The organism is Rubrivivax gelatinosus, from assembly GCF_004340905.1.
Lineage (GTDB): Bacteria > Pseudomonadota > Gammaproteobacteria > Burkholderiales > Burkholderiaceae_C > Rubrivivax > Rubrivivax gelatinosus.
On sequence record NZ_SLXD01000004.1, the window covers coordinates 64,520 to 89,769 of the forward strand.

Annotated in this window: 22 protein-coding genes; 9 read left to right on the top strand and 13 right to left on the bottom strand. The window is 71.8% G+C overall.

Annotated elements, in window-relative coordinates; all coding sequences use genetic code 11:
• Positions 1-5 precede the first annotated feature (5 nt).
• From EV684_RS07580 to EV684_RS07590, 3 genes are read left to right on the top strand one after another with little or no spacing between them, the layout of a single operon-like run.
• Positions 6-695 carry an RraA family protein gene (locus EV684_RS07580; protein WP_132645803.1) on the top strand — a complete coding sequence of 230 codons (690 nt, stop codon included), beginning with the start codon at positions 6-8 and terminating at the stop codon, positions 693-695.
• Positions 692-1,771, top strand: a complete 1,080-nt coding sequence (locus EV684_RS07585; RefSeq protein WP_243651101.1) for a cyclase family protein — start codon at positions 692-694, stop codon at positions 1,769-1,771. The genes EV684_RS07580 and EV684_RS07585 overlap by 4 nt, the downstream gene beginning before the upstream one ends.
• A gap of 22 nt (positions 1,772-1,793) precedes the next feature.
• Positions 1,794-3,074, top strand: a complete 1,281-nt coding sequence (locus EV684_RS07590; RefSeq protein WP_132645805.1) for an aminotransferase class V-fold PLP-dependent enzyme — start codon at positions 1,794-1,796, stop codon at positions 3,072-3,074.
• Positions 3,075-3,083: 9 nt separating this feature from the next.
• Here EV684_RS07590 and sstT read toward each other — a convergent pair whose 3' ends face one another.
• Both sstT and EV684_RS07600 read right to left on the bottom strand, forming a co-directional pair.
• Positions 3,084-4,325 carry a serine/threonine transporter SstT gene (sstT, locus tag EV684_RS07595; protein ID WP_132645807.1) on the bottom strand — a complete coding sequence of 414 codons (1,242 nt, stop codon included), beginning with the start codon at positions 4,323-4,325 and terminating at the stop codon, positions 3,084-3,086.
• Positions 4,326-4,455: 130 nt separating this feature from the next.
• Positions 4,456-5,577: a beta-ketoacyl-ACP synthase III gene (locus EV684_RS07600; RefSeq protein WP_132645809.1), complete on the bottom strand. Its 1,122-nt coding sequence runs from the start codon at positions 5,575-5,577 to the stop codon at positions 4,456-4,458.
• 320 nt (positions 5,578-5,897) lie between these two features.
• Between EV684_RS07600 and EV684_RS23955 the strand changes: the two genes are divergently transcribed.
• From EV684_RS23955 to EV684_RS07615, 3 genes are read left to right on the top strand one after another with little or no spacing between them, the layout of a single operon-like run.
• The gene (locus EV684_RS23955) at positions 5,898-6,338 is read left to right on the top strand and encodes a GNAT family N-acetyltransferase (RefSeq protein ID WP_165908423.1); all 441 of its coding nucleotides are present in this window, start codon (positions 5,898-5,900) and stop codon (positions 6,336-6,338) included.
• Positions 6,335-7,063: a class I SAM-dependent methyltransferase gene (locus tag EV684_RS07610; protein WP_132645813.1), complete on the top strand. Its 729-nt coding sequence runs from the start codon at positions 6,335-6,337 to the stop codon at positions 7,061-7,063. Before EV684_RS23955 ends, EV684_RS07610 begins: the two co-directional genes overlap by 4 nt.
• 25 nt (positions 7,064-7,088) lie before the next feature.
• A complete protein-coding gene (locus EV684_RS07615; protein ID WP_132645815.1) occupies positions 7,089-7,736 on the top strand; it encodes a DUF2268 domain-containing putative Zn-dependent protease in 648 nt (215 codons plus the stop codon).
• On the opposite strand, the gene EV684_RS07620 is transcribed toward EV684_RS07615, so the two are convergent.
• Genes EV684_RS07620 through EV684_RS07635 form a run of 4 tightly spaced genes read right to left on the bottom strand, consistent with a single transcriptional unit; the run spans position 7,720 to position 14,124 of the window.
• Positions 7,720-8,850, bottom strand: a complete 1,131-nt coding sequence (locus tag EV684_RS07620; protein ID WP_132645817.1) for an ABC transporter permease — start codon at positions 8,848-8,850, stop codon at positions 7,720-7,722. The genes EV684_RS07615 and EV684_RS07620 overlap by 17 nt on opposite strands.
• Positions 8,850-11,603: a ribosome-associated ATPase/putative transporter RbbA gene (rbbA, locus tag EV684_RS07625; RefSeq protein WP_132645819.1), complete on the bottom strand. Its 2,754-nt coding sequence runs from the start codon at positions 11,601-11,603 to the stop codon at positions 8,850-8,852. Before rbbA ends, EV684_RS07620 begins: the two co-directional genes overlap by 1 nt.
• Entirely contained in the window at positions 11,600-12,670 is a 1,071-nt protein-coding gene (locus EV684_RS07630) for an HlyD family secretion protein (RefSeq protein WP_132645821.1), read from the bottom strand. Before EV684_RS07630 ends, rbbA begins: the two co-directional genes overlap by 4 nt.
• On the bottom strand, positions 12,667-14,124 hold the full coding sequence (locus tag EV684_RS07635; RefSeq protein WP_132645823.1) for an efflux transporter outer membrane subunit: 1,458 nt from the start codon (positions 14,122-14,124) through the stop codon (positions 12,667-12,669). Before EV684_RS07635 ends, EV684_RS07630 begins: the two co-directional genes overlap by 4 nt.
• Positions 14,125-14,207: 83 nt before the next feature.
• Here EV684_RS07635 and EV684_RS07640 point away from each other — a divergent pair, with 83 nt between their 5' ends.
• Together EV684_RS07640 and EV684_RS07645 are read left to right on the top strand one after the other, a co-directional pair.
• Positions 14,208-14,852, top strand: a complete 645-nt coding sequence (locus tag EV684_RS07640) for a TetR/AcrR family transcriptional regulator (RefSeq protein WP_132645825.1) — start codon at positions 14,208-14,210, stop codon at positions 14,850-14,852.
• A 36-nt stretch (positions 14,853-14,888) separates the two neighbouring features.
• On the top strand, positions 14,889-16,307 hold the full coding sequence (locus EV684_RS07645; protein ID WP_132645827.1) for a sensor histidine kinase: 1,419 nt from the start codon (positions 14,889-14,891) through the stop codon (positions 16,305-16,307).
• Between the two features lie 10 nt (positions 16,308-16,317).
• On the opposite strand, the gene EV684_RS07650 is transcribed toward EV684_RS07645, so the two are convergent.
• The 6 genes from EV684_RS07650 to EV684_RS07675 all read right to left on the bottom strand — a co-directional run bounded on the left by EV684_RS07650 (position 16,318) and on the right by EV684_RS07675 (position 23,538).
• Positions 16,318-17,004 (bottom strand): response regulator transcription factor, encoded by a 687-nt coding sequence (locus tag EV684_RS07650; protein ID WP_132645829.1) that lies wholly within the window; start codon positions 17,002-17,004, stop codon positions 16,318-16,320.
• 85 nt (positions 17,005-17,089) lie between these two features.
• Positions 17,090-18,097, bottom strand: coding sequence for a class 1 fructose-bisphosphatase (locus EV684_RS07655; RefSeq protein WP_132645831.1), 1,008 nt, complete (start codon positions 18,095-18,097; stop codon positions 17,090-17,092).
• On the bottom strand, positions 18,094-20,754 hold the full coding sequence (gene pepN, locus EV684_RS07660; protein ID WP_132645833.1) for an aminopeptidase N: 2,661 nt from the start codon (positions 20,752-20,754) through the stop codon (positions 18,094-18,096). The genes EV684_RS07655 and pepN overlap by 4 nt, the downstream gene beginning before the upstream one ends.
• Positions 20,747-21,427 carry an HAD family hydrolase gene (locus tag EV684_RS07665; protein ID WP_132645835.1) on the bottom strand — a complete coding sequence of 227 codons (681 nt, stop codon included), beginning with the start codon at positions 21,425-21,427 and terminating at the stop codon, positions 20,747-20,749. Before EV684_RS07665 ends, pepN begins: the two co-directional genes overlap by 8 nt.
• Positions 21,427-22,531, bottom strand: a protein-coding gene (gene prfB, locus EV684_RS07670) for a peptide chain release factor 2 (RefSeq protein WP_132645837.1) whose coding sequence is annotated in 2 segments (ribosomal slippage) — positions 21,427-22,449 and positions 22,451-22,531 — 1,104 coding nt in all. Because the reading frame shifts where the segments join, the coding sequence is not laid out codon by codon here. Before prfB ends, EV684_RS07665 begins: the two co-directional genes overlap by 1 nt.
• Positions 22,532-22,620: 89 nt before the next feature.
• The gene (locus tag EV684_RS07675; protein WP_132645839.1) at positions 22,621-23,538 is read right to left on the bottom strand and encodes an alpha/beta fold hydrolase; all 918 of its coding nucleotides are present in this window, start codon (positions 23,536-23,538) and stop codon (positions 22,621-22,623) included.
• A gap of 60 nt (positions 23,539-23,598) precedes the next feature.
• Between EV684_RS07675 and EV684_RS07680 the strand changes: the two genes are divergently transcribed.
• Positions 23,599-24,084 carry a GNAT family N-acetyltransferase gene (locus EV684_RS07680; protein WP_132645841.1) on the top strand — a complete coding sequence of 162 codons (486 nt, stop codon included), beginning with the start codon at positions 23,599-23,601 and terminating at the stop codon, positions 24,082-24,084.
• On the opposite strand, the gene EV684_RS07685 is transcribed toward EV684_RS07680, so the two are convergent.
• Positions 24,085-25,206, bottom strand: coding sequence for an HD-GYP domain-containing protein (locus EV684_RS07685; RefSeq protein ID WP_132645843.1), 1,122 nt, complete (start codon positions 25,204-25,206; stop codon positions 24,085-24,087).
• Positions 25,207-25,250: the final 44 nt, after the last annotated feature.

Consider the following 25,250-nt stretch of genomic DNA (forward strand, 5'->3'; position numbering starts at 1 on the left):
CTGCCATGAGTACCGACAATGCGTGCATCCGGCGCGACTTCGAGCGTGTTCCCGCCGACCTCGTCGCGCAGGCGGCCGGCTATCAGACCGCCATCCTGGCCGACGTCGCCGGACGCCGCGGAGCCCTGAACGGCCGCATCCAGGCCTTGCGTCCCGGCATGCGGCTGGCCGGCCCGGCACTCACGGTCGAGGTGCGTCCGGGTGACAACCTGATGATCCACGCCGCCATGCAGATCGCCCGCCCCGGCGACGTGCTCGTCGTCGACGGCAAGGGCGATCTGAGCAGCGCGCTGATGGGCGCGCTGATGTTCACCGCCTGCAAGAAGCTCGGCCTGGCGGGTGTCGTCATCGACGGCGCCGCGCGTGACAGTGTCGAGCTGCAGGACCTCGGATTCCCCGTGTTCTGCCTGGGAACGAACCCGAACGGCCCGACGAAGAATGCGGCCGGGCGCATCGGCCACGCGGTCAGCGTCGGCGGCGTCAGCGTGCAGGCCGGCGACCTCGTGCTGGGCGACGAGGACGGCGTCGTCGTCGTCGAGCGCGAGCAGCTGGCGGCGCTGCTGCCTCTGGCGGCCGCGAAGGTCGGCGACGAGGCCAGACGCCTGGACGCGATCCATGGCGGCCGCATCGCCGCGAGCTGGCTGGACGGCGCATTGCGCTCGGCCGGCGTGCTGCAGGCCGGAGAGGCGCTGTGAACACGCCGGGCCGCCAACGGCGCTGGAAACAGTCGCCGCCCGGCAGCCATTGGGGCGAGTTCGGCGACGACGACCAGCTCGGGCGCATGAATCTGGTCGACAAGGCCAAGCTCATGCAGGGCCTGGCCGAGGTGCACGAAGGCCGCACGTTCTGTCTGTCGCTGCCGCTGGACCATCCGGGCGGCGCGGCGCTCAATCCGCGCCGCTTGCCGGCGCAGCGCTTCGCGACGCTGCGCGACGGTGCCAGCGCCGGGGCCCAAGGCTTCTGCTGGTCGTATTCGAGCGAGGACGAGACGCTCACCGACGTGGTCTGCGACGACGTGCTGCTGATGAACACGCAGTACTCGACGCAGTGGGACAGCCTGGCCCACATGGGCAGCCGCTTCGACGCCGATGGTGACGGCGTCGCCGAGGTCGTGTTCTACAACGGCTATCGCGGCGGCAGCGACGTGCGCGCGGCGCCGCAGAACCCCGAACCCATCGCCGACTGGGCGAGGTTTCCCGGCCCCAGCGCCGATCGCCTCGGCATCGAGAACCTCGCCGAACACGGCGTCCAGGGCCGCGGCGTGATGGTCGACCTCGAACGGCACATCGGCCGCTGCCGCGAAGCCGTGGGCTACGAGCGCCTCATGCGGGTTCTGGACGCCGACCGCGTCGAGATCGAGCCGGGCGACATGGTGTGCCTGCACACCGGATTTGCCGACACGCTGCTGGCGATGAAGCGGCAGCCCGACGTCAAGCTGCTGCACCAGACCGGCAGCGGCCTGGACGGGCGCGACGGCAGGCTCCTGAACTGGATCGTCGACACCCGGCTGTCCTGCCTGATCGCCGACAACCCGGCGGTCGAACTGGTTCTGCCGCGCCTGACAACGCCTGCCCCCTTGCGCAGGCCCAAGCTGCCGCTTCACGAGCACTGCCTGTTCAAGAACGGCATCCACCTCGGTGAGCTCTGGCTGCTGACGCCGCTGGCCCTGTGGCTGCGCGAGCACCAGCGAAGCCGCTTCCTGCTGACCGCCCCGCCGTTGCGCCTGCCCGGCGCGGCGGGCTCGCCCGCGACGCCGATCGCGACCGTCTGAACTTCCTGCCGACGCCGCCAACATGAGCAGTCCCCACGGCCTTCTGTTCCCCGACTCGCTGCAGCGCGAGATCAAGAGCCGCTTCCACTTCGTCGACCACGACCACCACGGGCGCGAACGCCTGTTCTTCGAGAACGCCGGCGGCTCGCTTCGCCTGCGCTCGGTGATCGAGCGGGTCGCCACGGTCGACGCGATGCCCGACTGTCCGGAGCGCATCCACGAGGTCGCGCTCGAACTCAAGGACATCCAGGCGTGTGGCACCGACGACGTGCGGCTGGTGCTCAACGCGCGTGGCGGCGCGGTCTACGCCTCGCTCACGGCCTCGGGGGGCATGTTCGCGGCGGTGAGGGCGATTGCCGAGAACGTGCCCGGCAAGAACATGGTGACCACGGTGCTGGAGCACCCGTCGTCGTTCGACGCCATGGCGCAGTACGCCGAGCGCAGCGCGCGCGAGCTGCGGGTCGCACCGAGCAACCCGGCGACCGGTGGCATCGACGTCGCCGAGGTCGTGCGTCTGATCGACGCCGACACCTGCGTGCTCAGCGTCATCTGCGCGTCCAACATCTCGGGCGCCAAGATCGACATCGCGGCCATCGTCGAGCAGGCCAGGGCGGTCAAGCCGGACCTCTACATCGTCGTCGACGCGGTGCAGCATGCACCGCACGGCCTGATCGATCTGCAGAAGACTCCGGTCGACGCCATCAACTTCGCGCCCTACAAGTTCTTCGGCTCGCGCGGGTCCGGCTTCACCTGGCTGTCGGACCGTGCCGCCCGGCTGCCGCACGACAAGCTGAGCGGCAAACCCGAGAACTTCTGGGATCTCGGCAGTGCCGCCCCCTGGCAGTTCGCGGCGGTCAGCGAGATCGTGGACTACGTCTGCTGGCTGGGCCGGCGCGACACCGCCAGCGCCGACCGGCGGACCCAGTTCGTGCACGGCATGCAAGCCATCGAACTGCACGAGCGCGCGCTGCTGGCGCGCCTGCTCGAAGGCTCGGACCGCGCGCCGGGGTTGCGCCACATCGACGGCGTGCAGGTGTTCCTCGACCATCCGGACCTGACGCGCCGCGATCTGATCCTGGCGATCAGCATCGACGGGCTGGAACATGCGCAGACGGTGCGCGAGTACGAGAAGCGCGGCGTCATCGTCTACGAGCGTGTGGCCTCCAGCATCTACTCGAAACGCATGCTCGAGTCTTTCGGGCTGCAGGGTGCGGTACGCGTCTCGCCGTTGCACTGCCATGGCCCGGACGACATCGACAGGTTCCTGGAGATCACGCAGCGGCTGGCGGCCGGGGCCGCCTGAGCCGGCCGGTCAGCGATCGCCCCCGGACCGCGAGGGCAGCCGCAGGTCCTGGGGGCAGCAGGCGGCCGTCAGCAGCACGTCGGTCGACGAGTTCAGCGCGGTCTCGAACGAGTCCTGCACGACGCTGATCACGAAGCCGATCGCGACGACCTGCATCGCGACGTCGGCCGGGATGCCGAACAGGCTCGTCGCCATCGGGATCAGCAGCAGCGAGCCGCCGGCGACGCCGGAGACGCCGGCTGCGGCCAGCGACGCGACGACGCACAGCAGCAGCGCGGTCGGGATGTCGACGACGATGCCGAGCGTGTGCGCCGCCGCCAGCGACATCACGCTGATCGTGATCGCCGCACCGGCCATGTTGATCGTCGCGCCCAGCGGGATCGAGATCGAGTAGGTGTCCTCGTGCAGGTTCAGCCGCTTGGCGAGCGCGAGGTTCACCGGGATGTTCGCCGCCGAACTGCGGGTGAAGAAGGCCGTCAGGCCGCTGTCGCGCAGGCAGGTGAAGACCAGCGGATACGGATTGCGGCGCAGCTTCCAGAGCACCAGCAGCGGGTTGACGACGAGCGCGACGAACAGCATGCAGCCGACCAGCACCAGCAGCAGCCGCCCGTAGCCGAGCAGCGCGCCCAGGCCCGATTCGGCCAGCGTCGCGGCGACGAGGCCGAAGATGCCGAAGGGCGCGAAACGGATCACCGTCTGGACGATCCGCGAGATGGCATCGGCCAGATCGAACAGCATCGTGCGCGTCGCCTCGCCGGCGTGGCGCAGCGCGATGCCCAGGCCGATCGCCCACGCCAGGATGCCGATGAAGTTGGCCTCCAGCAGCGCCTTCACCGGGTTCTGCACCGCGCTGAGCAGCAGGTTGCGCAGCACGGCGACGATGCCCGCCGGAGGCGTGCCTCCGGCCGGTGGCACCGTCAGCACCAGCGTCGTCGGGAACGCGAAGCTGGCGAGGACCGCGACCAGCGCCGCGGCGAAGGTCGACACGAGGTACAGCAGCAGGATCGGCTTGACGTGCGTCGGCTGGCCTTTCTCGTGCGACGCGATCGCCGCAGCGACGAGCACGAAGACGAGCACCGGCGCGACCGCCTTGAGCGCCGAGATGAACAGGTCGCCGAGCACGGCGACCGAGCGCGCGCTCTCGGGTGCGAACAGCGCCAGCGCGACGCCGAGCACGAGGCCGACGACGATCTGGCCGACGAGCGGCGTGCGGAGGAAGAGGCGCGAGATCGCCTGGGTGGCCGAGGCCATGGGGGACTCCAGTCGGAACGGGGTGGCGGCGGCGCCGCGCCGGCCGGCGACGGCGCGCCGTGCGTCGGCAGTCGGCGTGCCGCGGTAGACGGTTCGCACGCGGCGCGGGCCGCGCGCGCAGGGGTGCGTGTCAGCGCTTGCGCACGACGACGCTGCCGATCGAGTAGCCGGCGCCGAACGAGCAGATCACGCCCAGCTGGCCCGCGGCGAGGTCGGCACGGTGCTCGTGGAAGGCGATGATCGAGCCGGCCGAGGCGGTGTTGGCGTACTCGTCCAGGATCAGCGGCGCGATGTCGTCGCCGACCTCGTGGTCGACCAGCTTCTTCAGCACCAGCTGGTTCATGCCGACGTTGGCCTGGTGCAGCCAGAAGCGGCGCACCGCCGTCGGCTCGTGGCCCAGCGCGGCCAGGTGGGCGGCGATGTGCGCCGCGGCCATCGGCACGACTTCCTTGAAGACCTTGCGGCCTTCCTGGCGGAACTTCTTGTCGCGTGCGTCGGGGTCGCTGTCCTCGGCCGAGTTCATGAAGCCGAAGTTGTTGCGGATGGCGTTGGAGAACTTCGTCGCCAGCTTCGTGCCCAGCACCTCCCAGCAGTCGGCCGAGGTCGCGGTGTCGGCGGCCTCGACGACGAGCGCGGTGCAGACGTCGCCGAAGATGAAGTGGCAGTCGCGGTCGCGCCACTCGATGTGCGCCGAGGTGATCTCCGGGTTGACGACGAGCACGCAGCGCGCGCTGCCCGACTTCACCGCGTTGACCGCCTGTTCGAGCGCGAAGGTCGCCGACGAGCAGGCGACGTTCATGTCGAAGCCGTAGCCGCCGGCGCCGATCGCGTTCTGGATCTCGATGGCCATCGCCGGGTAGGCGCGCTGCATGTTCGACGCGGCGCACAGCAGCATGTCGACGTCGGCGCCGGTCTTGCCGGCCGCGGCCAGCGCCTGGCGCGCGGCATCGGCGGCGATCTCGGCCATCAGCGACAGCTGCTCGTCGGGCCGCGGCTCGAAGCGCGGAACCATGCGCGCCGGGTCCAGCACGCCGTCCTTCACCAGCACGTAGCGCTGCTTGATGCCCGAGGCCTTCTCGATGAACTCGACGCTCGACGGGGTCATCGGCTGGCGTTCGCCGGCGGCGATGGCGTCGGCGTGGCGTTCGTTCTGCAGCTCGGCGTAGCGGTTGTAGGCCTCGACCAGCTCGGCATTGCTGATGACGTGGGGCGGGCGGTACAGGCCGGTGCCGCTGATGACGACTCGGGTCATGGGTGTGTGACGGGGTGATGAACGGGCAAACGCGCCAGTGTAGAGCGTGGGCACCGGCGCGGTGCGTTCCGCTGCTGGAGTGCACGCTCCAGAACGGCGCCGGCGTGGCGCCGCCGTTGCATCCGCGTTCAGCGCGCGCCGTCCAGCACCAACCTGACCGACAAACGCGGCGTCACGAGCACCGTGGCCGAGGCCAACGGCGTCGGCGAGGCGGTGCTGCGGCCGCGCACCTTCGGGCTGACCGCGAACTGGCACTTCTAGGCGCCCTCGACTCGACCCGGGGATGGCGCGCTTGCCTGCCGGCCGCGACGATGCGGCCGATGAGTGCCCCGCTGTCCACCCCGTCCGTCACCGACCGCCCCGCGCCCGAGGCCCTGCAGGCCCTGGACGCGGGCCTCTCGGCTTTCAACGCCGCGCAGCCCGCCCTGGCCCAGGTCCGGCCGCTGTTCGTCGCCGTGCACGACGCCGGGGGGCGGCTCGCCGGCGCGGCCTCGGGCCGCAGCTGGGGCGAGTGCTGCGAGCTGCAGCAGCTGTGGGTCGACGCGGCCTGCCGGCGCCGGGGCCTGGGCCGGGCGCTGGTCACCGCCTTCGAGGACGAGGCCGCGGCACGCGGCTGTCGCCTCGTCTACCTCGACACCTTCTCGTTCCAGGCGCCCGCCTTCTACGCCGCGCTCGGCTACGAGGTCGCGCTGGTCACCTGCGGCTACGCGCCGGGCATCGAGAAGACGACTTTCCACAAGCGGCTGCGGCCGGCCCCGTGAACGGCCGCGCACCTCGGCAAGCCGAGCGCTTCGCCGCGCTGGACGAGGCGCAGCACCACGCGCTCGACGCGCGCCTGGCGGCTGCCGAGCACGCACGCTGGCAGGGCTTCTACGCCGACCGCACGCGGCCGCGTCCGTTCTTCGTCGAGACGCCCGACGAGAACCTCGTCGACTGGCGGCAGCGCGGTCTGCTCGCGCCGCCGGGCCGGGCGCTGGACGTCGGCTGCGGCAACGGGCGCAACGCGGTCTGGCTGGCCGGGCAGGGTTTCGAGGCGCACGGCGTGGACCTGTCGGCGCAGGCGCTGGACTGGGCCGCCGAGCTCGCCCGGCGCCGCGGCGTCGTGCTGGCGCTGCAGCAGGGTTCGGTCTTCGAGCGTGGGCCGGCGGCCGCGAGCCTGGACCTGGCCTACGACTCGGGCTGTTTCCACCACCTCGCACCGCACCGGCGCCTGGCCTACGTCGAGCTGCTGGCGCGTGCGCTGCGCCCCGGCGGCCGACTGGGCCTGGTCTGCTTCGGCCCGGGTGCCGGTTGCGGCTGGGACGACGAGGAGGTCTACCGCCGCGGCTCGCTCGGCGGCGGGCTGGACTACACCGAGGCCGAGCTGCGTGCGTTCTGGGGCCGGGACTTCGAGATCGTCGAGTTGCGCCCGATGCGCGCGATGTCGGCCGGCGACGAACGCTTCGGGCTCGAGGGTCTGTGGGCGATGCTGGCGTTGCGGCGTTGAACACCGCGGCGAGAATCTGTCGCACATGCCCGCGCAACTCCATCTGCTCGACGCTGGCGGCGTCTTCGGCGTGCTGCGCCCACGTGTCGAGCAGGCTTTCGCGTCGACCATCGGCCTCGTCGGTCGGCTGCTGCCGATCGGGGCCGTCGACGTCGTCGTGCAGCACGACCCGCGCCTCGTGATTCCGGAGCTCGGCCTGGGCGGCTACACGCCGGCCGCCGATCGGGTGTTCATGACGCTGGACCTCGGCCATGCCGGGCTGCGCCAGCGGCTGGAGCCGGTGTTCACGGCGCTGCTCGCGCACGAGCTGCACCACACCGTGCGCTGGGCCGGCCCGGGTTATGGGCGCACGCTGGCCGAGGCGGCGGTCAGCGAAGGCCTGGCCTGCTGCTTCGAAGCCGAACTGCCCGGTGGCGAGCTGCCGTTCTATGCGCGGCCGCTGCCCGCGGCGGAGCGCGAACGCGTCTGGGCCGCGTTCGCCGCCCAGCGCGACGCATCGAGCTACGACCACGAGGCCTGGTTCTACGGCCGCGGGGCGCTGCCGCGCCACGCCGGCTACGCGCTCGGTGCCGAGATCGTCGCCCGCCATCTGCAGCGCTGCGGCGGCTCGGCTGCGGCACGGGTCCAGGCGCCGGCCGCGACCTTGCTCGAGGGCTTCAGGCCAAGCTCGTGATCGACTCCCGGAAGCGCTTCAGCGAGATGCCGAACAGCAGCACGCCGATCGCCGCGATCGCCAGCAGCTGCGGCCAGACCACGTCCAGCCCGGCGCCGCGGTAGAGCACGGCCTGGGCGGCGGCGACGAAGTGCGTCGTCGGCGCCACCAGCATCACGTCCTGCACCAGCGCCGGCATGCTCTCGCGCGGCGTCACGCCGCCGGACAGCAGCTGCAGCGGCAGCAGCACGAGCACCAGCAGCATGCCGAAACGCGGCATCGAACGCGCCATCGTCGCCAGGAAGATGCCCAGCGAGGTGGTGGCGAACAGGTGCAGCGCCGCGGCCAGCAGGAACACCGCGATCGAACCTTCCACCGGCACCTGCAGCACGCGCTGCACGACGACGGCCAGCGAGAACCAGGCTGCCGCCAGCACCACCAGCCCCATCGACCACACCTTGGCGACCATGATCTGCGCCGGCGTCACCGGCATCACCAGCAGGTGCTCCAGCGTGCCGTGCTCGCGCTCGCGCAGCAGCGCCGCGCCGGTGAGGATGATCGACAGCATCGTGACGTTGTTGATCAGCTCCATCAGCGAGCCGAACCACATCGATTCCAGGTTCGGGTTGAAGCGCATGCGCAGCGCCAGGTCGACGCCGGTCGTGCCGCCGCCGCGTTGCCGCGCGACGAACTCGGCCACCTCGGCGGCGACGATCTCCTGCACGTGGCCGCCGCCGGTGAAGGCCTGGCTGATGCGCGTCGCGTCGACGTTGAGCTGCACCGCGGGCTGGCGCCCGGCGAGCACGTCGCGCTGGAAGCCCGGCGGGATGTCGAGCACGAAGGTGTAGTCGCCGCGGTCCAGCGCCGGGTCGACCTCGGCGATCGTCAGCGGCGCCGGGCTGCGGAACTGCGGCGGGTAGAAGGCCTGCGTGATGCGCTGCGACAGCGGCGAGTCGTCCTCGTCGACGATGGCGATCGTCGCGTGGTGCAGCGGCTCGGGCATCGCGGTGGCCGCGGCGTAGATCGCCACCGTGAAGGTGTAGGCGATCAGCGCCAGCATCATCGGGTCGCGCAGCAGGCTCCAGAACTCCTTGACGCCCAGGCGGTAGACGGTGGCGAACCAGTCTTTGCGCATCACCGCTCCTGCTTCTTCAGCAACACCAGCGCCAGCCCCAGCACCACCGGCACGGTGAGCGCCAGCGCCCAGTACGACGGCGCCAGGTCCGCAGCGTCCAGCCCCTTGGCGAAGATGCCGCGGCTGATCGTCAGGAAGTGCGTCGCCGGGTAGACGCTGCCGACCACGCGGCCCAGGCCTTCGAGCGAGCTCGTCGGGTGGATCAGCCCGGAGAACTGCACCGCCGGCAGCACGGTGCCGATGATCGTCACGAACATCGCCGCGATCTGCGTCTTCGTGAAGGTCGAGGCCAGCAGCCCGAAGCCGGTGGCGATGACGACGAACAGCAGCGCCGCCAGCGCCAGCGACACGAAGCTGCCTGTGATCGGCACGCCGAAGACGGTGACCGCCAGCACGCACATCAGCACGAAGTTCAGCATCGCCAGCAGCACGTAGGGCAGCTGCTTGCCGAGCAGGAACTCGGCGCGCGTGACCGGCGTGACGTAGAGGTTGACGATCGAGCCCAGCTCCTTCTCGCGCACCACCGACAGCGCCGCCAGCATCGCCGGGATCATCAGCAGCAAGAGCGGGATCACCGCCGGCACCATCGCCGGCAGGCTGCGCACGTCGGGGTTGTAGCGGTAGCGCAGCTCGATCGAGCTGGGCGCGGCCAGCGTCGCGCCCAGGCGCTCGCGCGCCTGCGTCGCCAGCCACTGCCGGTGCATCGCCTGCACGTAGCCGCGCACCGTCTCGGCACGCGAGGGCATCGCGCCGTCGATCCAGACGCCCAGCGTCGGCGTGCGTCCGCGCAGCAGGTCGCGCTCGAAGCCGGGCGGGATCTCGACGGCCAGCGCGATCTCGCCGGCGCGCATGCGGCGGTCGATGTCGTCGTGGCCGGCCAGCGGCGCTTTCTCGATGAAGTAGCGGCTGCCGGCGATCTGCAGCGCGTAGTCGTGGCTGAGCACGGTGCCGTCGCCGTCGAGCACCGCGAACGGCAGGTCCTCGACGTCCATGCTGATGCCGTAGCCGACGATGAACATCAGGATCGCCGTGCCCAAGAGCGCCAGCGTCGCGCGCACCGGGTCGCGGCGCAGCTCCAGCGCCTCGCGCGAGCTGTAGCTCAAGAGCCGGCGCAGGCTGAACCAGGCGTGGCGCCGGGGGGGCTTCGCCGGCTCGGGCCGCGGGGTCGCGGCCGGTTGCGCTGCGGCGGGCGCGGGCGCCGCGGCGTCGCCGCCGCCGGCTTCGCGCAGCCAGGCGATGAAGGCCTGCTCCAGCGTCGCCGCGCCACGCGCCTCGCGCAGCGCCTGCGGCCGGTCGCTGACCAGCACACGCCCGGCGTGCATCAGCGAGATGCGGTCGCAGCGCTCGGCCTCGTTCATGAAGTGCGTGGAGATGAAGATCGTCACGCGGTCGCGGCGCGCCAGCTCGATCAGCAGCTCCCAGAAGCGGTCGCGGGCGATCGGGTCGACGCCCGAGGTCGGCTCGTCGAGGATCAGCAGCTCGGGCCGGTGGACCATCGCCACCGCCAGCGATAGGCGCTGGCGCATGCCCAGCGGCAGTTTCTCGGGCAGGGCCCCGGCCTCGGCCTGCAGGCCGAAACGCTCGAGCATCTCCTCGACACGCGGCTCGATCTCGTGTTCGGCCATCTGGAACAGCCGTGCGTGCAGCACCAGGTTCTGGCGCACCGTCAGCTCGCCGTACAACGAAAACGCCTGCGACATGTAGCCCACGCGCCGGCGCGTGCCGATGTCGGCCGCGTCGACCTCGTGGCCGAAGAGCCAGGCCCGGCCTTCGCTGGCCGGCAAGAGGCCGGTCAGGATCTTCATCGTCGTCGACTTGCCGCAGCCGTTGGAGCCGAGGAAACCGAAGATCTCGCCCCGGCGGATGCGGAAGTCGACGTGGTCGACGGCGGTGAAGTCGCCGAAACGCATCGTCAGCCCCTGGGCCTCGATCGCGATCTCGTCGGCGCCGCCTTCGACCAGCGGCGGCACGACGACCTCGCGGTGGCCGCGGCGGCGTTCCTCGGGCAGCAGGGCGATGAAAGCCTGTTCCAGCGTCGCACAGCCGGTGCGCGCACGCAGCTCGGCCGGCGTGCCGGTGGCCAGCACGCGGCCGGCGTCCATCGCCACCAGCCAGTCGAAACGTTCGGCCTCTTCCATGTAGGCCGTGGCGACGACGACGCTCATCTGCGGCCGGTCGACGCGCAGCGAGTCGATCAGGTCCCAGAACTGCGAGCGCGACAGCGGGTCGACGCCGGTCGTCGGCTCGTCCAGGATCAGCAGGTCCGGGTCGTGGATCAGCGCGCAGCACAGCGCCAGCTTCTGCTTCATGCCGCCGGAGAGCTTGCCCGCGGGGCGGGCCAGGAAGGGCGCGAGGCCGGTGGCCGCGGTCAGCGAATCGATGCGGCGGCGGCGTTCGTCGGCGCCGTGGCCGAACAGCCGGCCGAAGAACTGCAGGTTCTCCTCGACCGACAGCGTCGGGTAGAGGTTGCGGCCCAGCCCCTGCGGCATGTAGGCGATGCGCGGGCAGGCGGCGCTGCGGTGCGCGGCGTCGGCCATGTCGCCGCCCAGCACCTCCAGCCGGCCCTGCTGCAGCGCACGTGCGCCGGCCACCAGCGACAGCAGGCTGGACTTGCCGACGCCGTCGGGCCCGATCAGCCCGACCCGGCAGCCCGCCGGCAGCGCCACCGAGACCTCGGCCAGCGCCTGCACCGCGCCATAGGCCAGCGTCAGGCCTTCGGCGCGCACCACCGGCGCGGCCGTGCTTGCGGTCACGGCCTGCCTTTCGGCGTCAGGCGTTCGGGCCAGGGCTGCGCCGGGTCGGTGCGCACCCAGGCGACGCCGGGCAGGCCGGTCTTGACCTGCTCGCGGTAGCGCTGCAGCAGCTCGGGCGCGATGCGCGCCTTCACGCGGAACATCATCTTCTGGCGCTCGCTGGCGGTCTCCACCGTCTTCGGCGTGAACTGCGCGGTGCTGGCGACGAAACTCACCTGCGCCGGGATCACGACGCCGGGCGCGGCGTCGAGCTCGATGCGCACCTCCGAGCCCAGCGCCAGCCGGCCGGCGGCGGCCTCGGGCACGAAGAAGGTCATGTAGACGTCGGCCAGGTCGACGAGGTTGAGCACCTTGCCGCCGGCGCCGACCACCTCGCCCGGCTGGGCGACGAGGAACTGCACGCGGCCGGCGCGCGGCGCGGTGAGCACCGTGTCGTCGAGCTCGGAGCGGATGCGCGCCACGGTGGCGCGTGCCGCCTCGACGGTGGCCAGGGCGCCGTCGACCTGGGTGCGCGCGGCCGAGACCGCGGCCTCGGCGGCGGCGACCTGGGCGCGGGCGGCGACCAGCGCCGCCTGCACGCCGCGCACGCGGGCGTTGTCGTCGTCGACTTCCTGCGCCGACGAGGCGCCTTCGGCCTGCAGCGAGGCCGAGCGTTCGCGCCGGCGTGTCGCCGCGTCGAGCTCGCTCTCGCGCTGGGCGACCAGCGCCTCGGCGGCGCGGCGGTCGGCCTCGCGCACCGCGACCTGGGCGCGGGCGCTGGCCACCGTGCTCTCGGTCTGCGCCAGCCGGGCCTTCGCTTCGTCGTGCTGGGCCTGCAGCGAACTCGTCTGCATCGTCGCCAGAGGCTGGCCGGCCCGCACGAAGTCGCCTTCGGCGACGCTGATCCTCTCGACCCGGCCGGCCATCTTGGCGGCGACGTCGATCTCGGTGGCCTCGAGCCGGCCGTTGCCGGAGACGAGGCCGGTGTCGTCGGCCGGGCCGCGCGCCTTCAGCACGGCGAAGGCGGCCGCGGCCGCCACGGCGGCCAGCACGATCCAGGTCGAGGGCTTGCGGAGTGCTGCGTTCATGGCGTGACGGGATCCGGTTCGGGAGAAGAGGTGACGGGGGTGCCGCCGCCGAGCGCGGCAAACAGCGCGACGCGGGCGGCCAGCGCCGCGCGCCGCGCCTGCACCTCGGCCTGTTGCGCGGCCAGCAGGTCGCGTTCGGCGTCGAGCACGTCGAGGAAGCTGGACGCGCCGGTGTCCCAGCGCAGCCGCGCCAGCCGGGCACGTTCACGCTGGGCGGCCAGCGCGTCGCCGGCGATGCCGGCCTGCTCGTCGTACCAGCGCCGCGCCGACAGCGCGTCGGCCACGTCGCGGAACGCCGCCTGCACGCTCTTCTCGTACTGCGCGACGGCGATGTCGCGGCGCGCCTCGGCGAGGTCGAGGTTGCGCGCGCGCAGCCCCCAGTCCCACAGCGGCAGCGCGATCGACGGCGTGAACAGCCACTGCCGGCTGCCCGACTCGAACAGCCCCGACAGCTCGGCGCTGGCGCTGCCCCACTGGCCGGTCAGCGTGAGCTGCGGGAAGAAGGCCGCACGCGCCGCGGCGACGTTGGCACGGCTGGCGCGCAGCTGGGCCTCGGCCGCGAGCAGGTCGGGCCGGCGCTCGAGCAGCGTCGCCGGCAACCCCGGCGCCAGCGGCGCGAGCGCGGCCAGCGTGTCCAGCCGCGGCAGCGTCTCGGGCAGCTGCGGGCGGGCGCCGGCCAGCAGCGCCAGCGCCTCGACCTGGGCGGCACGTTCGCGCTCCAGCGTCGCCACCAGCGACTGCGCCTGCGTCAGCAGGGTGCGCACCTGCAGCAGCGTCAGCTTCGAGCTCGAACCGACCTCGACACGGCGGCCGGTGATGCGCAGGCTCTCGCGGCGGCTGGTCACGGTCTCGCGCGCCAGCGCCAGGCGTTCGTCGAGTTCGCACAGGCCGAAGTAGCCGTCGGCGACCTGGGCGACGAGCTGGAGTTCGATCGCGCGCCGCGCGGCTTCGCTGGCCAGCCAGCGTTCGCGCGCGCTGTCCGACAGCGCCCGCAGGCGGCCGAAGAGGTCCAGCTCCCAGCTCGAGAAGCCCAGCCCCGCGCTCTGCGCGCCGGCCGTCTGGGCCTGGCGGGTGAGGCTCAGGTCGGCCGGCGCGTGGTAGCGGATGCCGCGCGCCTGCAGGCCGAGCGTCGGCCCGAGTTCGGCGCGCTGCAGGCCGTAACCGGCGGCGGCTTCGTCGACACGCCTGGCGGCGATGCGCAGGTCGCGGTTGTTTGCCAGCGCCTGGGCGACAAGCGCCTGCAGGCCCGGTTCGGCGAAGTACTCGCGCCAGCCGGGCACGGTGGCGCCGGCGTCGGCGGCACGGATGACGGCCGGCGGCGCCGCCGGCGGCACCGGCGCGGCACCGCGGTCAGGGGGGGCTGCGCAGCCGGCGGCCAGGGCCGCGAGCGCCAGCGCGGCCCGCGTCCGGCGCGGCACGCGGCGGGGTACGGCATCCGCCAGGGTTCGGATCATGCGAGTTCCTTCCTTGGTCCCGATCTTAGCGACTGATGAGTCGTTAGTGAACCACATCCCCGGGCGCGAGATAACATTGCGCCATGGAAACCGCCCCGGCCCCCGCCAGCGCGCCGCGCCGCCGGCTGTCGCCCGCGGTCCGTATCCAGCAGATCCTCGATGCGGCGCTGGTCGAGTTCTGCGAGCGCGGCTACGGCGACACGCGCATGGACGACATCGCGCGCCGCGCCGGCCTGTCCAAGGGCGGTTTGTACGCGCACTTCGACAGCAAGGACGCGGTGTTCGAGGCGCTGCTGCGGCGCTCGCTGGCGATGCCCTCGCTGGAGGGCATGCCCGAACCCGACGCCCATGTCCCGACCCGCGAGTTCGCCGCCTGGCTGGTGGACCGCCTGTACGCCCAGATCGCCGACCCGGCGGGCCTGCGCGTGCTGTGGCTGATGATCGCCGAGCGTGAACGCGTCGGCCATCTGCTGGAGCTCTGGGACCGCCAGGTCATCGGCCCCTACGAGGTGGTGCTGCAGCGTGCGCTGGCCGCGCGCGAGGCTGCCGGCGCCAGGCCCAGCGTGCTGTCGCGTGCGCCCTGGCTGGCCTTGTCGCCGCTGATCCACGCGACGATGCGCGAGCTCGTCATCCGCGCGCCCGGCGCCGCCGAGATGGCGCAGTGGCGCCAGGCCCACGAGGACCTGCTGGTCGAGCTGCTGGACCCGGCGTCGCGGCTGGCGCGCTGAAGCCGGCGGCGCACGGCGCCGTTATCCTCCGCCGCCATGCTCCGCCCCCTGCCGCTGGATGTCACCACGACCTGGGTGCTGGTCGGCCTGGTCCACCTGGGCGTGGCCGCCGCGGTCTGGAACGTCCTGACCGGGCGCCACGACCGCTACAGCACGCTGCTGTGGTGCGCCGGCACGGCGCTGGCCGGCGTGATGATGGTGGTCTACGCGACACGCGGCGTGCTGCCCCACCTGCCGGTGATCATCGTCGCCAACGTCTTCGGCTACACCGGCTTCGCGCTGCGCTGGGCGGCGCTGCGCCGCGAGCGCGAGCAGCCGCTGCCCTGGTGGACACTCGCCGGCCTCGTCGTCGTCGCCTGCACCGCGGTGCCGCTGCTCGACGCCGTGGACTCGCGCTGGCGCGTGCTCGGCAACCTGACGCTGAACATGCTGGCCTCGCTGGCACTGTGTCTGGAGGCACGTTCACTCGCCCGGGCGCGCAGCAGCCGCAGCGCGGCGATGCTGGGCTGGGCCTACGGCGTCGTCGCGGTCGTGCTGATCGCCCGGCTGGCGGCACTGTCCTCGGGGCTGAGTTCCAGCCCCGGCCCGCTGGCGACGGCCTTCGATACCGAACTGCTGCTGCTGGCCTGGATGCTGACGGCGCTGTGGGCCAACCTGGGCTACGTCGGTTTCGCGATCGAGATGGCCGAACGCCGCGCGCGCCTGCGCGGTGCCCAGCTGGCCGCCGCCACCGAACAGCGCGAGCAGGCCGAGCAGCAGGCGCAGGCGCTGCGTGCACTGTCCGAGGAGCGCCAGGAACTGCTGCGCGTGATCTCGCACGAGGTACGCCAGCCGCTGCACAACGCCCAGGCCGTGCTGCAGGGCGCGGCCGACGCGCTGCGCGGCGCCGCAGGCGTGCCCGGCCTGGAGCGTGCGCGTTCGGTGCTGGGCGAGATCACGCGCTCGCTGGACAACACGCTCGCGGTCTCGACGCGGCTCGTCGAGGAGCGTGCGCCGCCGTTGCGCGACACCGACCTGGAGATGCTGGTCGAGCTGGTGCTGGGCGACCTGCCGGCGGAGGGCCGGGCGCGCGTGCGCGTGTGGCGCGACAGTGCGGCGCGCACCGCGGCGCTGGACGTCGGCCTGATGCGCCTGGCGCTGCGCAACCTGCTGAACAACGCGCTGGCCTACGCCACGCCGGGCACGCCGGTGGCGCTGCGCATCGTCGACGGCGAGGAGCCGCTGGCCATCGTCTTCGAGGTCGCCGACGAAGGCCCGGGCATCGCGCCGGCGCTGCTGCCGCGGCTGTTCGAGCGCGGGGTGCGCGGCCGCCACGACGTGCATGGGCAGGGGCTGGGGCTGTTCATCGTGCGCCGCGCGCTGCAGATGCAGGGCGGCACGGCCGAGGTGCGCAGCAAGGCCAGTGGCAGCGTCTTCACGCTCACCGTGCCGCAGGGGCAGGAGGAGGCGCCCTGAGGCGCGCCCGTCAGAGCGACTTCAGCGGCGCGCGAAAGACGTAGCCCACGCGCGGCTCGGACTGCAGCGGCACCAGGCTCGTCGAGGCCTTCTCGATGCGCCGGCGCAGGCGGTAGATCGTCGCGTGCAGCGTGTTGTCCAGCGTGCTGGTGTTGTCACGGCCCAGGCGCTGGATCAGCGCGTCGCGCGTGACGACGCCACCTTCGGCTTCGAGGAAGCAGCGCAGCACGGCGAGGTCGGCGTCGCTCAAGTCGACCTTGGCGCCGTCGGGCGCCTGCAGCTGCGCCGCGCGCAGGTCGACGACCCAGCTCTGGTCGCGCTGGCCGCGCATCACCGCGCGCCGGTGCAGCGCGCGGATGACGAGCAGGATCTGCTCCATCGAGACCGGTTTCTCGAGGTACATGTCGGCGCCGGCGTCGACGACGGTGGCGAAGGTCGACGCGCCCACCTTGCCCGAGACGACGAGCACGCCGGCGTCGGTGCGCCGGCGCAGGATGCGGATCAGCTCGTCGCCGACGACGCCGGGCAGCATCAGGTCGACGACGTAGAACTCCCAGCCGAAGGGCGACTCGCTGGCGAGCAGGTCGTTGCTGTCGCCGAAGACGCTCACCTCGACACCCTGTTCGCGCAGGAAGGAGGCGAACGCGTCGGTGAAGTCGACGTCGTCGTCGACGAGGGCAATCGTCTTGGGCAGCATGATCTCTGCGAGCGGGCCTGATGTCATACCGGCAAGTCTAGTGCCCGGACCCCCAAAAACACCTAAGTTTAGGGATTGTCAGGCTTCAGTCGGCGTTACGGTGGTAGTCGGTGACACGCTCCACCTCGTTGCGCGAGCCCAGCAGCACCGGCACGCGCTCGTGCAGCTTGGACGGCACGACGTCGAGGATGCGCTCGCGGCCGTTGGTCGCCGCGCCGCCGGCCTGTTCGACGAGGAAGGCCATCGGGTTGGCTTCGTACAGCAGGCGCAGCTTGCCGGGCTTGTCGGGCTCGCGCTCGTCCCAGGGGTACATGAAGATGCCGCCGCGCATCAGGATGCGGTGCACGTCGGTGACCATGCTCGCCACCCAGCGCATGTTGAAGTCCTTGCCGCGCGGGCCGGTCCTGCCGGCCAGGCACTCCTCGACGTAGCGGCGCATCGGCGGCGCCCAGTGGCGCATGTTGGACATGTTGATCGCGAATTCCTTCGTGTCCTCGGGAATGCGGATGTCCGACTGCGTCAGCACCCAGGAGCCGGTCTCGCGGTCCAGCGTGAAGGCGACGACGCCGTTGCCCACCGTCAGCACCAGCTGGGTCTGCGGGCCGTAGATGCAGTAGCCGGCCGCCGCCTGGTGCTTGCCCGGCTGCAGGAAGTCGTCCTCGCTGACGCCACGCGTGTGGCCGACCTTGCGCAGCACGCTGAAGATGGTGCCGATCGAGACGTTGACGTCGATGTTGCTCGAGCCGTCCAGCGGGTCGAACAGCAGCATGTACTCGCCCTGCGGGTAGCGGTTGGGCACGACGTGGATCGAGTCCATCTCCTCGCTGGCCATCGCCGCGAGGTGGCCGCCCCATTCGTTGGCCTCGATCAGCACCTCGTTGCTGATGATGTCCAGCTTCTTCTGCACCTCGCCCTGCACGTTCTCGCTGCTGGCCGAGCCGAGCACGTCGCCGAGCGCGCCCTTGTTGACGGCGATCGCGATGCGCTTGCAGGCGCGCGCGACGACCTCGATCAGCAGCCGCAGCTGCGCCGGGATCATCCCGTGCTCGCGCTGCTGCTCGACGAGGTACTGGGTCAGGCTGACGCGCTTCATTGCTGGGCCTCCAGCGCGCGGCCGAGCACCTCGCGCACGTCGTCGCTGAGGTCGGGCTTGGCGGCCACGCGCGCCAGCGCCTCGCGCGCGGCGCTGCGGTAGGGCTCGGCCAGCGCCGTCCAGCGGTCCATCACACGCGCCAGGCGCGCGGCCAGCTGCGGGTTGATCGGGTCGATCTCCAGCAGGCGCTCGGCCCAGAACACGTAGCCGGCGGCGTCGGCGCGGTGGAAGGCGGCGGGGTTGTTCATGCACAGCTGGAAGATCAGGCTGCGCGCGCGGTTCGGGTTCTTCAGCGAGAAGTCCGGGTGCTTGAGCAGCGCCTTGGCGCGTGCGAACGAGCGGCCGGCACCGGCGCCCACCGGCTCGCTGGCCTGGCCCTGCAGCGCGAACCACTTGTCGACGACCAGCGGCTCGCCGGCGGCGATGGCGTGGAAACGCTCCAGCGCCGGCTCGGCCAGCTCGGAGTGCGAGTGCACCAGCGCGGCCAGCGCGCCGAGGCGGTCGGTCATGTTGCTGGCGTCCTTGACACGCTGGTAGGCGCGGCCCGGCCACACCGGGTTGCCGCTGCGCACCGCGTGCAGGCACAGCATGGCCAGCGCGAGGTTGGCGAGCGCGCGGCGGCCGGCCTGCGCCGGCGTCGGCGCGTAGCCTTCGTGCACCAGGTTGGCCTCGAAGGCCTCGGCCCAGTCGGCGTGCAGCGCGCTGGCCAGCTGTTCGCGGAAATGCTCGCGCACGGCGTGGATGCGCTGCGGGTCGAACGTGGCGAGCTGCTCGGCGACATAGCCTTCGCTGGGCAGCGTCAGCACCAGGTCCTTGAACGCCGGGTCGAGTGCCGGGTCGCGCAGCACGCGGCGCATCGCCTCGACGAAGGGCTCGTCCAGCGTCACCGGCGCCGTCTCTGCGACCGCCGCCAGCAGGCGCGCCAGCGCCAGGCGCTGGCCGGCTTCCCAGCGGTTGAAGGCGTCGCTGTCGTGCGCCAGCAGCGTCAGCAGCTCGGCGTCGCCGAGGCCGTCGTCCAGGATCACCGGGGCGCTGAAGCCGCGCAGCAGCGACGGCACCGGCTCGGCGTCGACGTCCTCGAAGACGAACTGCTGCTCGGCGCCGTCCAGCACCAGCAGGCGCTCGGCGGCCAGCGTGCGGCCGTCGCGGCCCAGCAGCGCGGCCAGCACCGGGATCACGAAAGGCTGCTTGGTCGGCTGGCCGGGCGAGGGCAGGGCGGTCTGGGTGAGCGTCAGCGTGTAGCGGCGCGCTTCGGCGTCCCAGGCGCCACGCGCCTTCAGGCGCGGCGTGCCGGCCTGCGCGTACCAGCGCTTGAAGGTTTCCAGCCGCGTGGCGAGCTCGCTGCCCGGGTTGGCGTCGGCGATCGCCTGGGCGAAGTCGTCGCAGGTCACGGCCTGGCCGTCGTGGCGCTCGAAGTACAGCGTGATGCCGCGCGCGAAGCCTTCACGGCCGACCAGCGTCTGCATCATGCGCACGACCTCGGCACCCTTCTCGTAGACGGTCGGGGTGTAGAAGTTGTCGATCGCGGCGTAGCTGTCCGGGCGCACCGGGTGGGCCATCGCGCCGGCGTCCTCGGGGAACTGGCTGGCGCGCAGCGAGCGCACGTCCTCGATGCGCTTGACCGCGCGGGCCGACGCGCCGCCGGCCATGTCCATCGAGAACTCCTGGTCGCGGAAGACCGTCAGGCCTTCCTTCAGCGACAGCTGGAACCAGTCGCGGCAGGTGATGCGGTTGCCGGTCCAGTTGTGGAAGTACTCGTGGCCGACGACGCTCTCGATGCCGGCGAAGTCGACGTCGGTGGCGGTGGCGGGGCTGGCCAGAACGTACTTCGTGTTGAAGATGTTCAGGCCCTTGTTCTCCATCGCGCCCATGTTGAAGTCCTCGACCGCGACGATCATGAAGCGTTCGAGGTCCAGCGGCAGGCCGAAGCGGGCTTCGTCCCAGACCACCGAGGCCACCAGCGAGGCCATCGCGTGCTCGGTCTTGCCGAGGTCGCCGCGGCGCACGAAGACCTGCAGCAGGTGCTCCTTGCCGGCGCGGGTGCGGATCTTCTGCTCGCGGCAGACGAGGTCGGCGGCGACCAGCGCGAACAGGTAGCTGGGCTTCGGGAACGGGTCGTGCCAGACGGCGAAGTGGCGGCCGTTGTCCAGCTCGCCCTGCTCGACGAGGTTGCCGTTGGACAGCAGCACCGGGTACTTGGCCTTGTCGGCGCGCAGCGTCACCGTGTAGACCGCCATCACGTCGGGGCGGTCGAGGAAGTAGGTGATGCGGCGGAAGCCCTCGGCCTCGCACTGCGTGAAGAAGCCGCCGCCCGAGGTGTACAGGCCCGACAGCTGGGTGTTCTTCTCCGGGCTGCAGGTGTTGCGGATCTCGAGCACGAACTGCTCGCCCGCCGGCGGGTTGTCGATGACCAGCAGCTTGTCCTCGTGGCGGAACGAGACGCTCTCGCCGGCGGCCATCACGCGCAGCACGGTGATGTCCTCGCCGTGCAGCTTCAGCGCCTGCGGCTCGGCGGCCGGGTTGCGCTCGATGTGCAGCTTGCTCGAGACGATGGTCTTGACGGGGTCCAGGTCGAAACACAGCTCGACCTTGCGGATCCAGTACGCCGGGGCGGCGTAGTCCTGGCGGTGCACGACGATGGCGGGGCCTTCACGCATGGCGGGGTTCTCGCGGGATGAAAGTGGTCGGGTCGACGCCAACGAAATCGGGGATCGTGGCGAGGAGGTTCGGATAGCCGTCGAAAGCGCTCGGCGGCAGGGTGGTGGCCAGCGCCACGGCGTCCATGCCGGCGCGGCGCGCGGCTTCGACGCCCAGCGGCGCGTCCTCGAAGACGAGGCAGTCGGCCGCGGCGACGCCCAGGCGCCGCGCGGCTTCGACGAAGATGTCGGGGTGCGGCTTGCCGCGCAGCCCGTCGGCGGGGCTGGCGACGGTGTCGACGAGGCGGTCCAGGCCGAAGCGCTCGAAGACGATCTGCAGGTTGGCCGCCGGCGACGCGGTGCAGACGGCGAGCTTGAAGCCCGCCGCCCGCGCCTGCTGCAGGAAGGCCTGGGCGCCGGCGATGTACTGCAGCGCGCCGGCCGCGGCTTCGCGGTACAGCGCCTCCTTGCGCTCGGCCAGCGCCGCGCGTTCGGCCGCCGGCATCGCCGGGAACAGGCCCAGCAGGACCTCGTCGTTGGCGCGGCCGGCCGTCTGCTCGAAGAAGCGGGCGTCGTCGAAGGGCAGGCCCAGCTCGGCGTGCCAGCGGCCCCAGGCCTGCTGGTGGATCGGCATGCTGTCGATCAGCGTGCCGTCCATGTCCAGCAGCAGCGCGGCGTGGCGGCGCGCCGGCATTACAGGCCCTGCTTCAGGCTGGCCTCGATGAACGGGTCGAGGTCGCCGTCGAGGACCTTCTGCGTGTTGCTGATCTCCACGCCGGTGCGCAGGTCCTTGATGCGGCTCTGGTCGAGCACGTAGCTGCGGATCTGGTGGCCCCAGCCGACGTCGGTCTTGCTGTCCTCGAGCTTCTGCTGCGCTTCCATCTGCTTGCGCATCTCGTGCTCGTAGAGCCGGCTGCGCAGCATCGCCCAGGCCTCGTCGCGGTTGCGGTGCTGCGAACGGTCGTTCTGGCACTGCACGACGATGCCGGTCGGGATGTGCGTCAGGCGCACCGCCGAGTCGGTCTTGTTGATGTGCTGACCGCCGGCGCCCGAGGCGCGGAAGGTGTCGGTGCGCACGTCCGCCGGGTTGATGTCGATCTCGATCGAGTCGTCGACCTCGGGGTAGACGAAGAGGCTGGCGAAGCTGGTGTGGCGCCCGCCCGCGGAGTCGAACGGGCTCTTGCGCACCAGGCGGTGCACGCCGGTCTCGGTGCGCAGGTGGCCGAAGGCGTAGTCGCCTTCGATCTTCAGCGTCGCGCTGCGGATGCCGGCGACGTCGCCCTCGGTCTCTTCCATGACCTCGGCCTTGAAGCCCTTCTTCTCGCAGTACTTCAGGTACTGGCGCAGCAGCATGCTGGCCCAGTCGCAGGCCTCGGTGCCGCCGGCGCCGGCCTGGATGTCGATGAAGCAGTTGCTCGGGTCCGCCGGGTTGGCGAACATGCGGCGGAATTCCAGCCGCTCGACCGTCTCGCGCAGCGCGTGCGCCTCGGCCTCGATCGCGGCGAGACCGTCGAAGTCCTCGTCGGCCTTCGACATCTCGTAGAGCTCGAGGTTGTCGGAGAGGTTGCCGGCGAGGTGGTCGATCGTGCCGACGACGTCTTCCAGCGACTTCTTCTCGCGGCCCAGTTCCTGGGCGCGTTTGGGTTCGTTCCAGACGCTGGGGTTCTCCAGCGCGGCATTGACTTCGTTCAGCCGCAGAGCTTTGCGGTCGTAGTCAAAGATACCCCCGGAGCTGCTCGGTGCGGGCACTCAGGTCGGCGAGCAGCGTGCCGATCGAGTTGATGTGTTCGATGTCCATGTGTCTTCTTGGGTTTGGCGCCGCGGGGGCGCAAACCGTCATTTTCTCATGCCGATGTGCCTCGGCGCGCATCGGGATGTGCCTGGGGCTCAGCCGAGGAACGACGCCAGGCGCCGCGCCAGCGCCTCGGGCTGGTCGTGGTGGACCATGTGGCCGCAGGGGGCCAGGCGCTCGCGCTCGACGCAGGGCACGACGCCCAGGCGCGACTCGAAGTCCTCGCGCGGGTAGCGGTGGCCCCACCAGGTCTCGAACTCGCCGCGGTCGCCTTCGACGAAGAGCAGCGGTGCGGCGATGCGCCGCCAGGTCGCGACGGCCTCCTCGCGCCGGTACAGCACCGGGTTGACGCGTTTGTGCGCCGGGTCGGCGAGCAGCCGCCGGCAGCCCTCGGGCGTGGGTGCCGACCACTGCGTCGCCAGCCAGGCCGCCTTGTCGGCCGCGAGCAGCGGGTTGTTCTTCCTCAGCCTCGCGGCGACCTCGGCGCAGTTGGCGTAGTCGCGCAGCACCGGCGCCGTCTTCAGCTCGTCGAGCCACTGCACGAGCCGCGCCGGCGCGTCGTCGGGCGCGGTGGCCGGCAGGCCGTAGCCTTCCAGGTTGACCAGCCGCCGCACGCGCTGCGGGCGCAGCGCGGCGTAGCTCATCACGACATTGCCGCCCATGCTGTGGCCCAGCAGGTCGACGTCGCCGTCGGGCACCAGCGCGTCGAGCAGCGCGTCCAGGTCGGCCAGGTAGTCGGGGAACCAGTAGGCGTCGGTCGGCGGCGCCGCGGTCAGGCCGAAGCCGCGCCAGTCGGGCGCGAAGACCTGGCGTTCGAAACCCTCGGCCTCGGCCAGCGCGTCGACCAGGAACTGGAACGAGGCGCCGCAGTCCATCCAGCCGTGCAGCAGCACCAGCGGCCGGGTGCCGGCCGGTGCGGCCTCGCCCCAGCGGCGCAGGTGGTAGCGCAGGCCGCGCAGCGCGACGGTCTGGGCGGCGGGCGTGCGCCGCGGCGTGTAGGTGGGGTCGTCCATCGGCACCGATGCTAGGCGCCGCGCGGCGGCCGTGCCGGTCCTGCACGCGACAATGCCGCCATGGACACGCCCGCCTTCTCCCTGCGCCCGGCCGAGCGGCGCGACCTGCCGGCCATCGTCGGCCTGATCCGCGAACTCGCCGAGTTCGAAAAGCTTTCGCACCTCTGCCAGGCCACGCCCGAGGCGCTGGAGCCGCATCTGTTCGGCGAACGCCCGGTGGCCGAGGCGGTCGTCGCCGAAGGCGGCGGCGCGGTGATCGGCTTCGCGCTGTTTTTCACCAACTTCTCGACCTTCATGGCGCGGCCCGGCCTGTACCTGGAGGACCTGTACGTGCAGCCGGCCTGGCGCGGCCACGGCATCGGCGAGGCGCTGCTGGCGCACCTGGGCGCGCTGGCGGTCGAACGCGGCTGCGGCCGCTTCGAGTGGAGCGTGCTCGACTGGAACGAGAACGCGATCGGCTTTTATCGCCGCATGGGCGCGACGGTGCTGCCCGACTGGCGCATCTGCCGCGTCAGCGGCGAGGCGCTGCAGCGTTTCGCGCGCTGATCAGGCCAGCGCCAGCTGCATCAGCTCGTCGGCCGTGAACTCGCGGCCGAAGGCGTGGTCGCCGACGACGCCGGAGACCGTGTGCACACGTTCGGCGGTGTCCACACGCTGCGGCGCCGGCAGCGGTCGGCCGCCGGCGCCGATCAGGCAGGCGACGATCGGCGTGGCCACCGTCGGCCCGCGGCCGACGACGACACCCAGCGCGCCCGAGACCAGGCGCACGAAACAGCCCGGCGGGTAGATGCCGAACTCCTTGACCAGCGCCGCGGTCATCGGGTGTCCCGGGTCCTGCATGAACATCTGCCGTCCGGCGACGTCGGCGGCCAGCGCGCCGCGGTGGCCGCGCGCGGCGAGCTTGGCGGTGTAGGTGTCCACGCGCCGCACCAGCGACGCGATCTCGCCCACGTCGCTGGTGCCGGTCGGGTAGCCGCTGCCGTCTTCGTTCTCGTGGTGGCGTTCGACGGCGATCAGCCAGTCGCGGTCGGCGATGCCGGCCTGCTCCAGCATCTCGCGCCCGAGATGCGGATGGCGCAGCACGGCGGCGTGCTGCTCCGGCGTCAGCGGCGTGCGTTGCTCGGCCAGTTCGCCCTGCAGCGCCAGCATCGCCAGGTTCATCGTCAGCGCCACCTTGAAGCAGCGCTCGATCGCCTCGGCGTCCCAGTGCAGCCGGCGTGCGATCAGGTAGGCGGTGATCGCCGCGCCCACCGAGCGCCGCGCGCCATAGGCCGCACGCTCGCCGCCTTCCTGGCGCAGCACCTGGAAGATCGCCAGGTCGGGGTCGCGTTCGATCAGCGCCAGCACCGGTTGCGCGGCGTTGTCCAGCGCGTCGCGAAAGCCCGGTGCAGGCGAGGCCTGCAGCACCTCGGCGACGCGGCTCAGCCCCTCACGCCAGAAGGCCGGGAGCTGTTCGCGCGGCAGCTGCGCCAGGCGCTCGCGGTCGCCCAGCAGTTCGGCGAGGTCGACGAGCGCGCCCCGGTCGAGCAGGGCCTGCAGCTGTCCGGCGGTCGCAACACGATGGCCGCGCGCCAGCAGCAGCGTGCTGTCGGCGTTGCGCACGTTGAACGGCAGTGGCTGGCCGACCTGGATGCGATGGGCGACGGCGGCAAGAGCGGTGTAGGACATGTCGGTCCGGTGTGTTCTTCGGCCGTGGCGCTGACGAACGCCTG

What these genes read in the sequence shown, in the direction of transcription:
- EV684_RS07685 (WP_132645843.1), bottom strand. Translation starts at nt 25,206, where the DNA reads ATGTCCTACACCGCTCTTGCCGCCGTCGCCCATCGCATCCAGGTCGGC.
- EV684_RS07600 (WP_132645809.1), bottom strand. Translation starts at nt 5,577, where the DNA reads ATGACCCGAGTCGTCATCAGCGGCACCGGCCTGTACCGCCCGCCCCAC.
- EV684_RS07655 (WP_132645831.1), bottom strand. Translation starts at nt 18,097, where the DNA reads ATGAAGCGCGTCAGCCTGACCCAGTACCTCGTCGAGCAGCAGCGCGAG.
- EV684_RS07635 (WP_132645823.1), bottom strand. Translation starts at nt 14,124, where the DNA reads ATGATCCGAACCCTGGCGGATGCCGTACCCCGCCGCGTGCCGCGCCGG.
- EV684_RS07680 (WP_132645841.1), top strand. Translation starts at nt 23,599, where the DNA reads ATGGACACGCCCGCCTTCTCCCTGCGCCCGGCCGAGCGGCGCGACCTG.
- EV684_RS07620 (WP_132645817.1), bottom strand. Translation starts at nt 8,850, where the DNA reads ATGCGCAAAGACTGGTTCGCCACCGTCTACCGCCTGGGCGTCAAGGAG.
- EV684_RS07675 (WP_132645839.1), bottom strand. Translation starts at nt 23,538, where the DNA reads ATGGACGACCCCACCTACACGCCGCGGCGCACGCCCGCCGCCCAGACC.
- EV684_RS07615 (WP_132645815.1), top strand. Translation starts at nt 7,089, where the DNA reads ATGCCCGCGCAACTCCATCTGCTCGACGCTGGCGGCGTCTTCGGCGTG.
- EV684_RS07590 (WP_132645805.1), top strand. Translation starts at nt 1,794, where the DNA reads ATGAGCAGTCCCCACGGCCTTCTGTTCCCCGACTCGCTGCAGCGCGAG.
- EV684_RS07630 (WP_132645821.1), bottom strand. Translation starts at nt 12,670, where the DNA reads ATGAACGCAGCACTCCGCAAGCCCTCGACCTGGATCGTGCTGGCCGCC.
- EV684_RS07650 (WP_132645829.1), bottom strand. Translation starts at nt 17,004, where the DNA reads ATGCTGCCCAAGACGATTGCCCTCGTCGACGACGACGTCGACTTCACC.
- EV684_RS07645 (WP_132645827.1), top strand. Translation starts at nt 14,889, where the DNA reads ATGCTCCGCCCCCTGCCGCTGGATGTCACCACGACCTGGGTGCTGGTC.
- EV684_RS07580 (WP_132645803.1), top strand. Translation starts at nt 6, where the DNA reads ATGAGTACCGACAATGCGTGCATCCGGCGCGACTTCGAGCGTGTTCCC.
- pepN (WP_132645833.1), bottom strand. Translation starts at nt 20,754, where the DNA reads ATGCGTGAAGGCCCCGCCATCGTCGTGCACCGCCAGGACTACGCCGCC.
- EV684_RS07665 (WP_132645835.1), bottom strand. Translation starts at nt 21,427, where the DNA reads ATGCCGGCGCGCCGCCACGCCGCGCTGCTGCTGGACATGGACGGCACG.
- sstT (WP_132645807.1), bottom strand. Translation starts at nt 4,325, where the DNA reads ATGGCCTCGGCCACCCAGGCGATCTCGCGCCTCTTCCTCCGCACGCCG.
- EV684_RS23955 (WP_165908423.1), top strand. Translation starts at nt 5,898, where the DNA reads ATGAGTGCCCCGCTGTCCACCCCGTCCGTCACCGACCGCCCCGCGCCC.
- EV684_RS07640 (WP_132645825.1), top strand. Translation starts at nt 14,208, where the DNA reads ATGGAAACCGCCCCGGCCCCCGCCAGCGCGCCGCGCCGCCGGCTGTCG.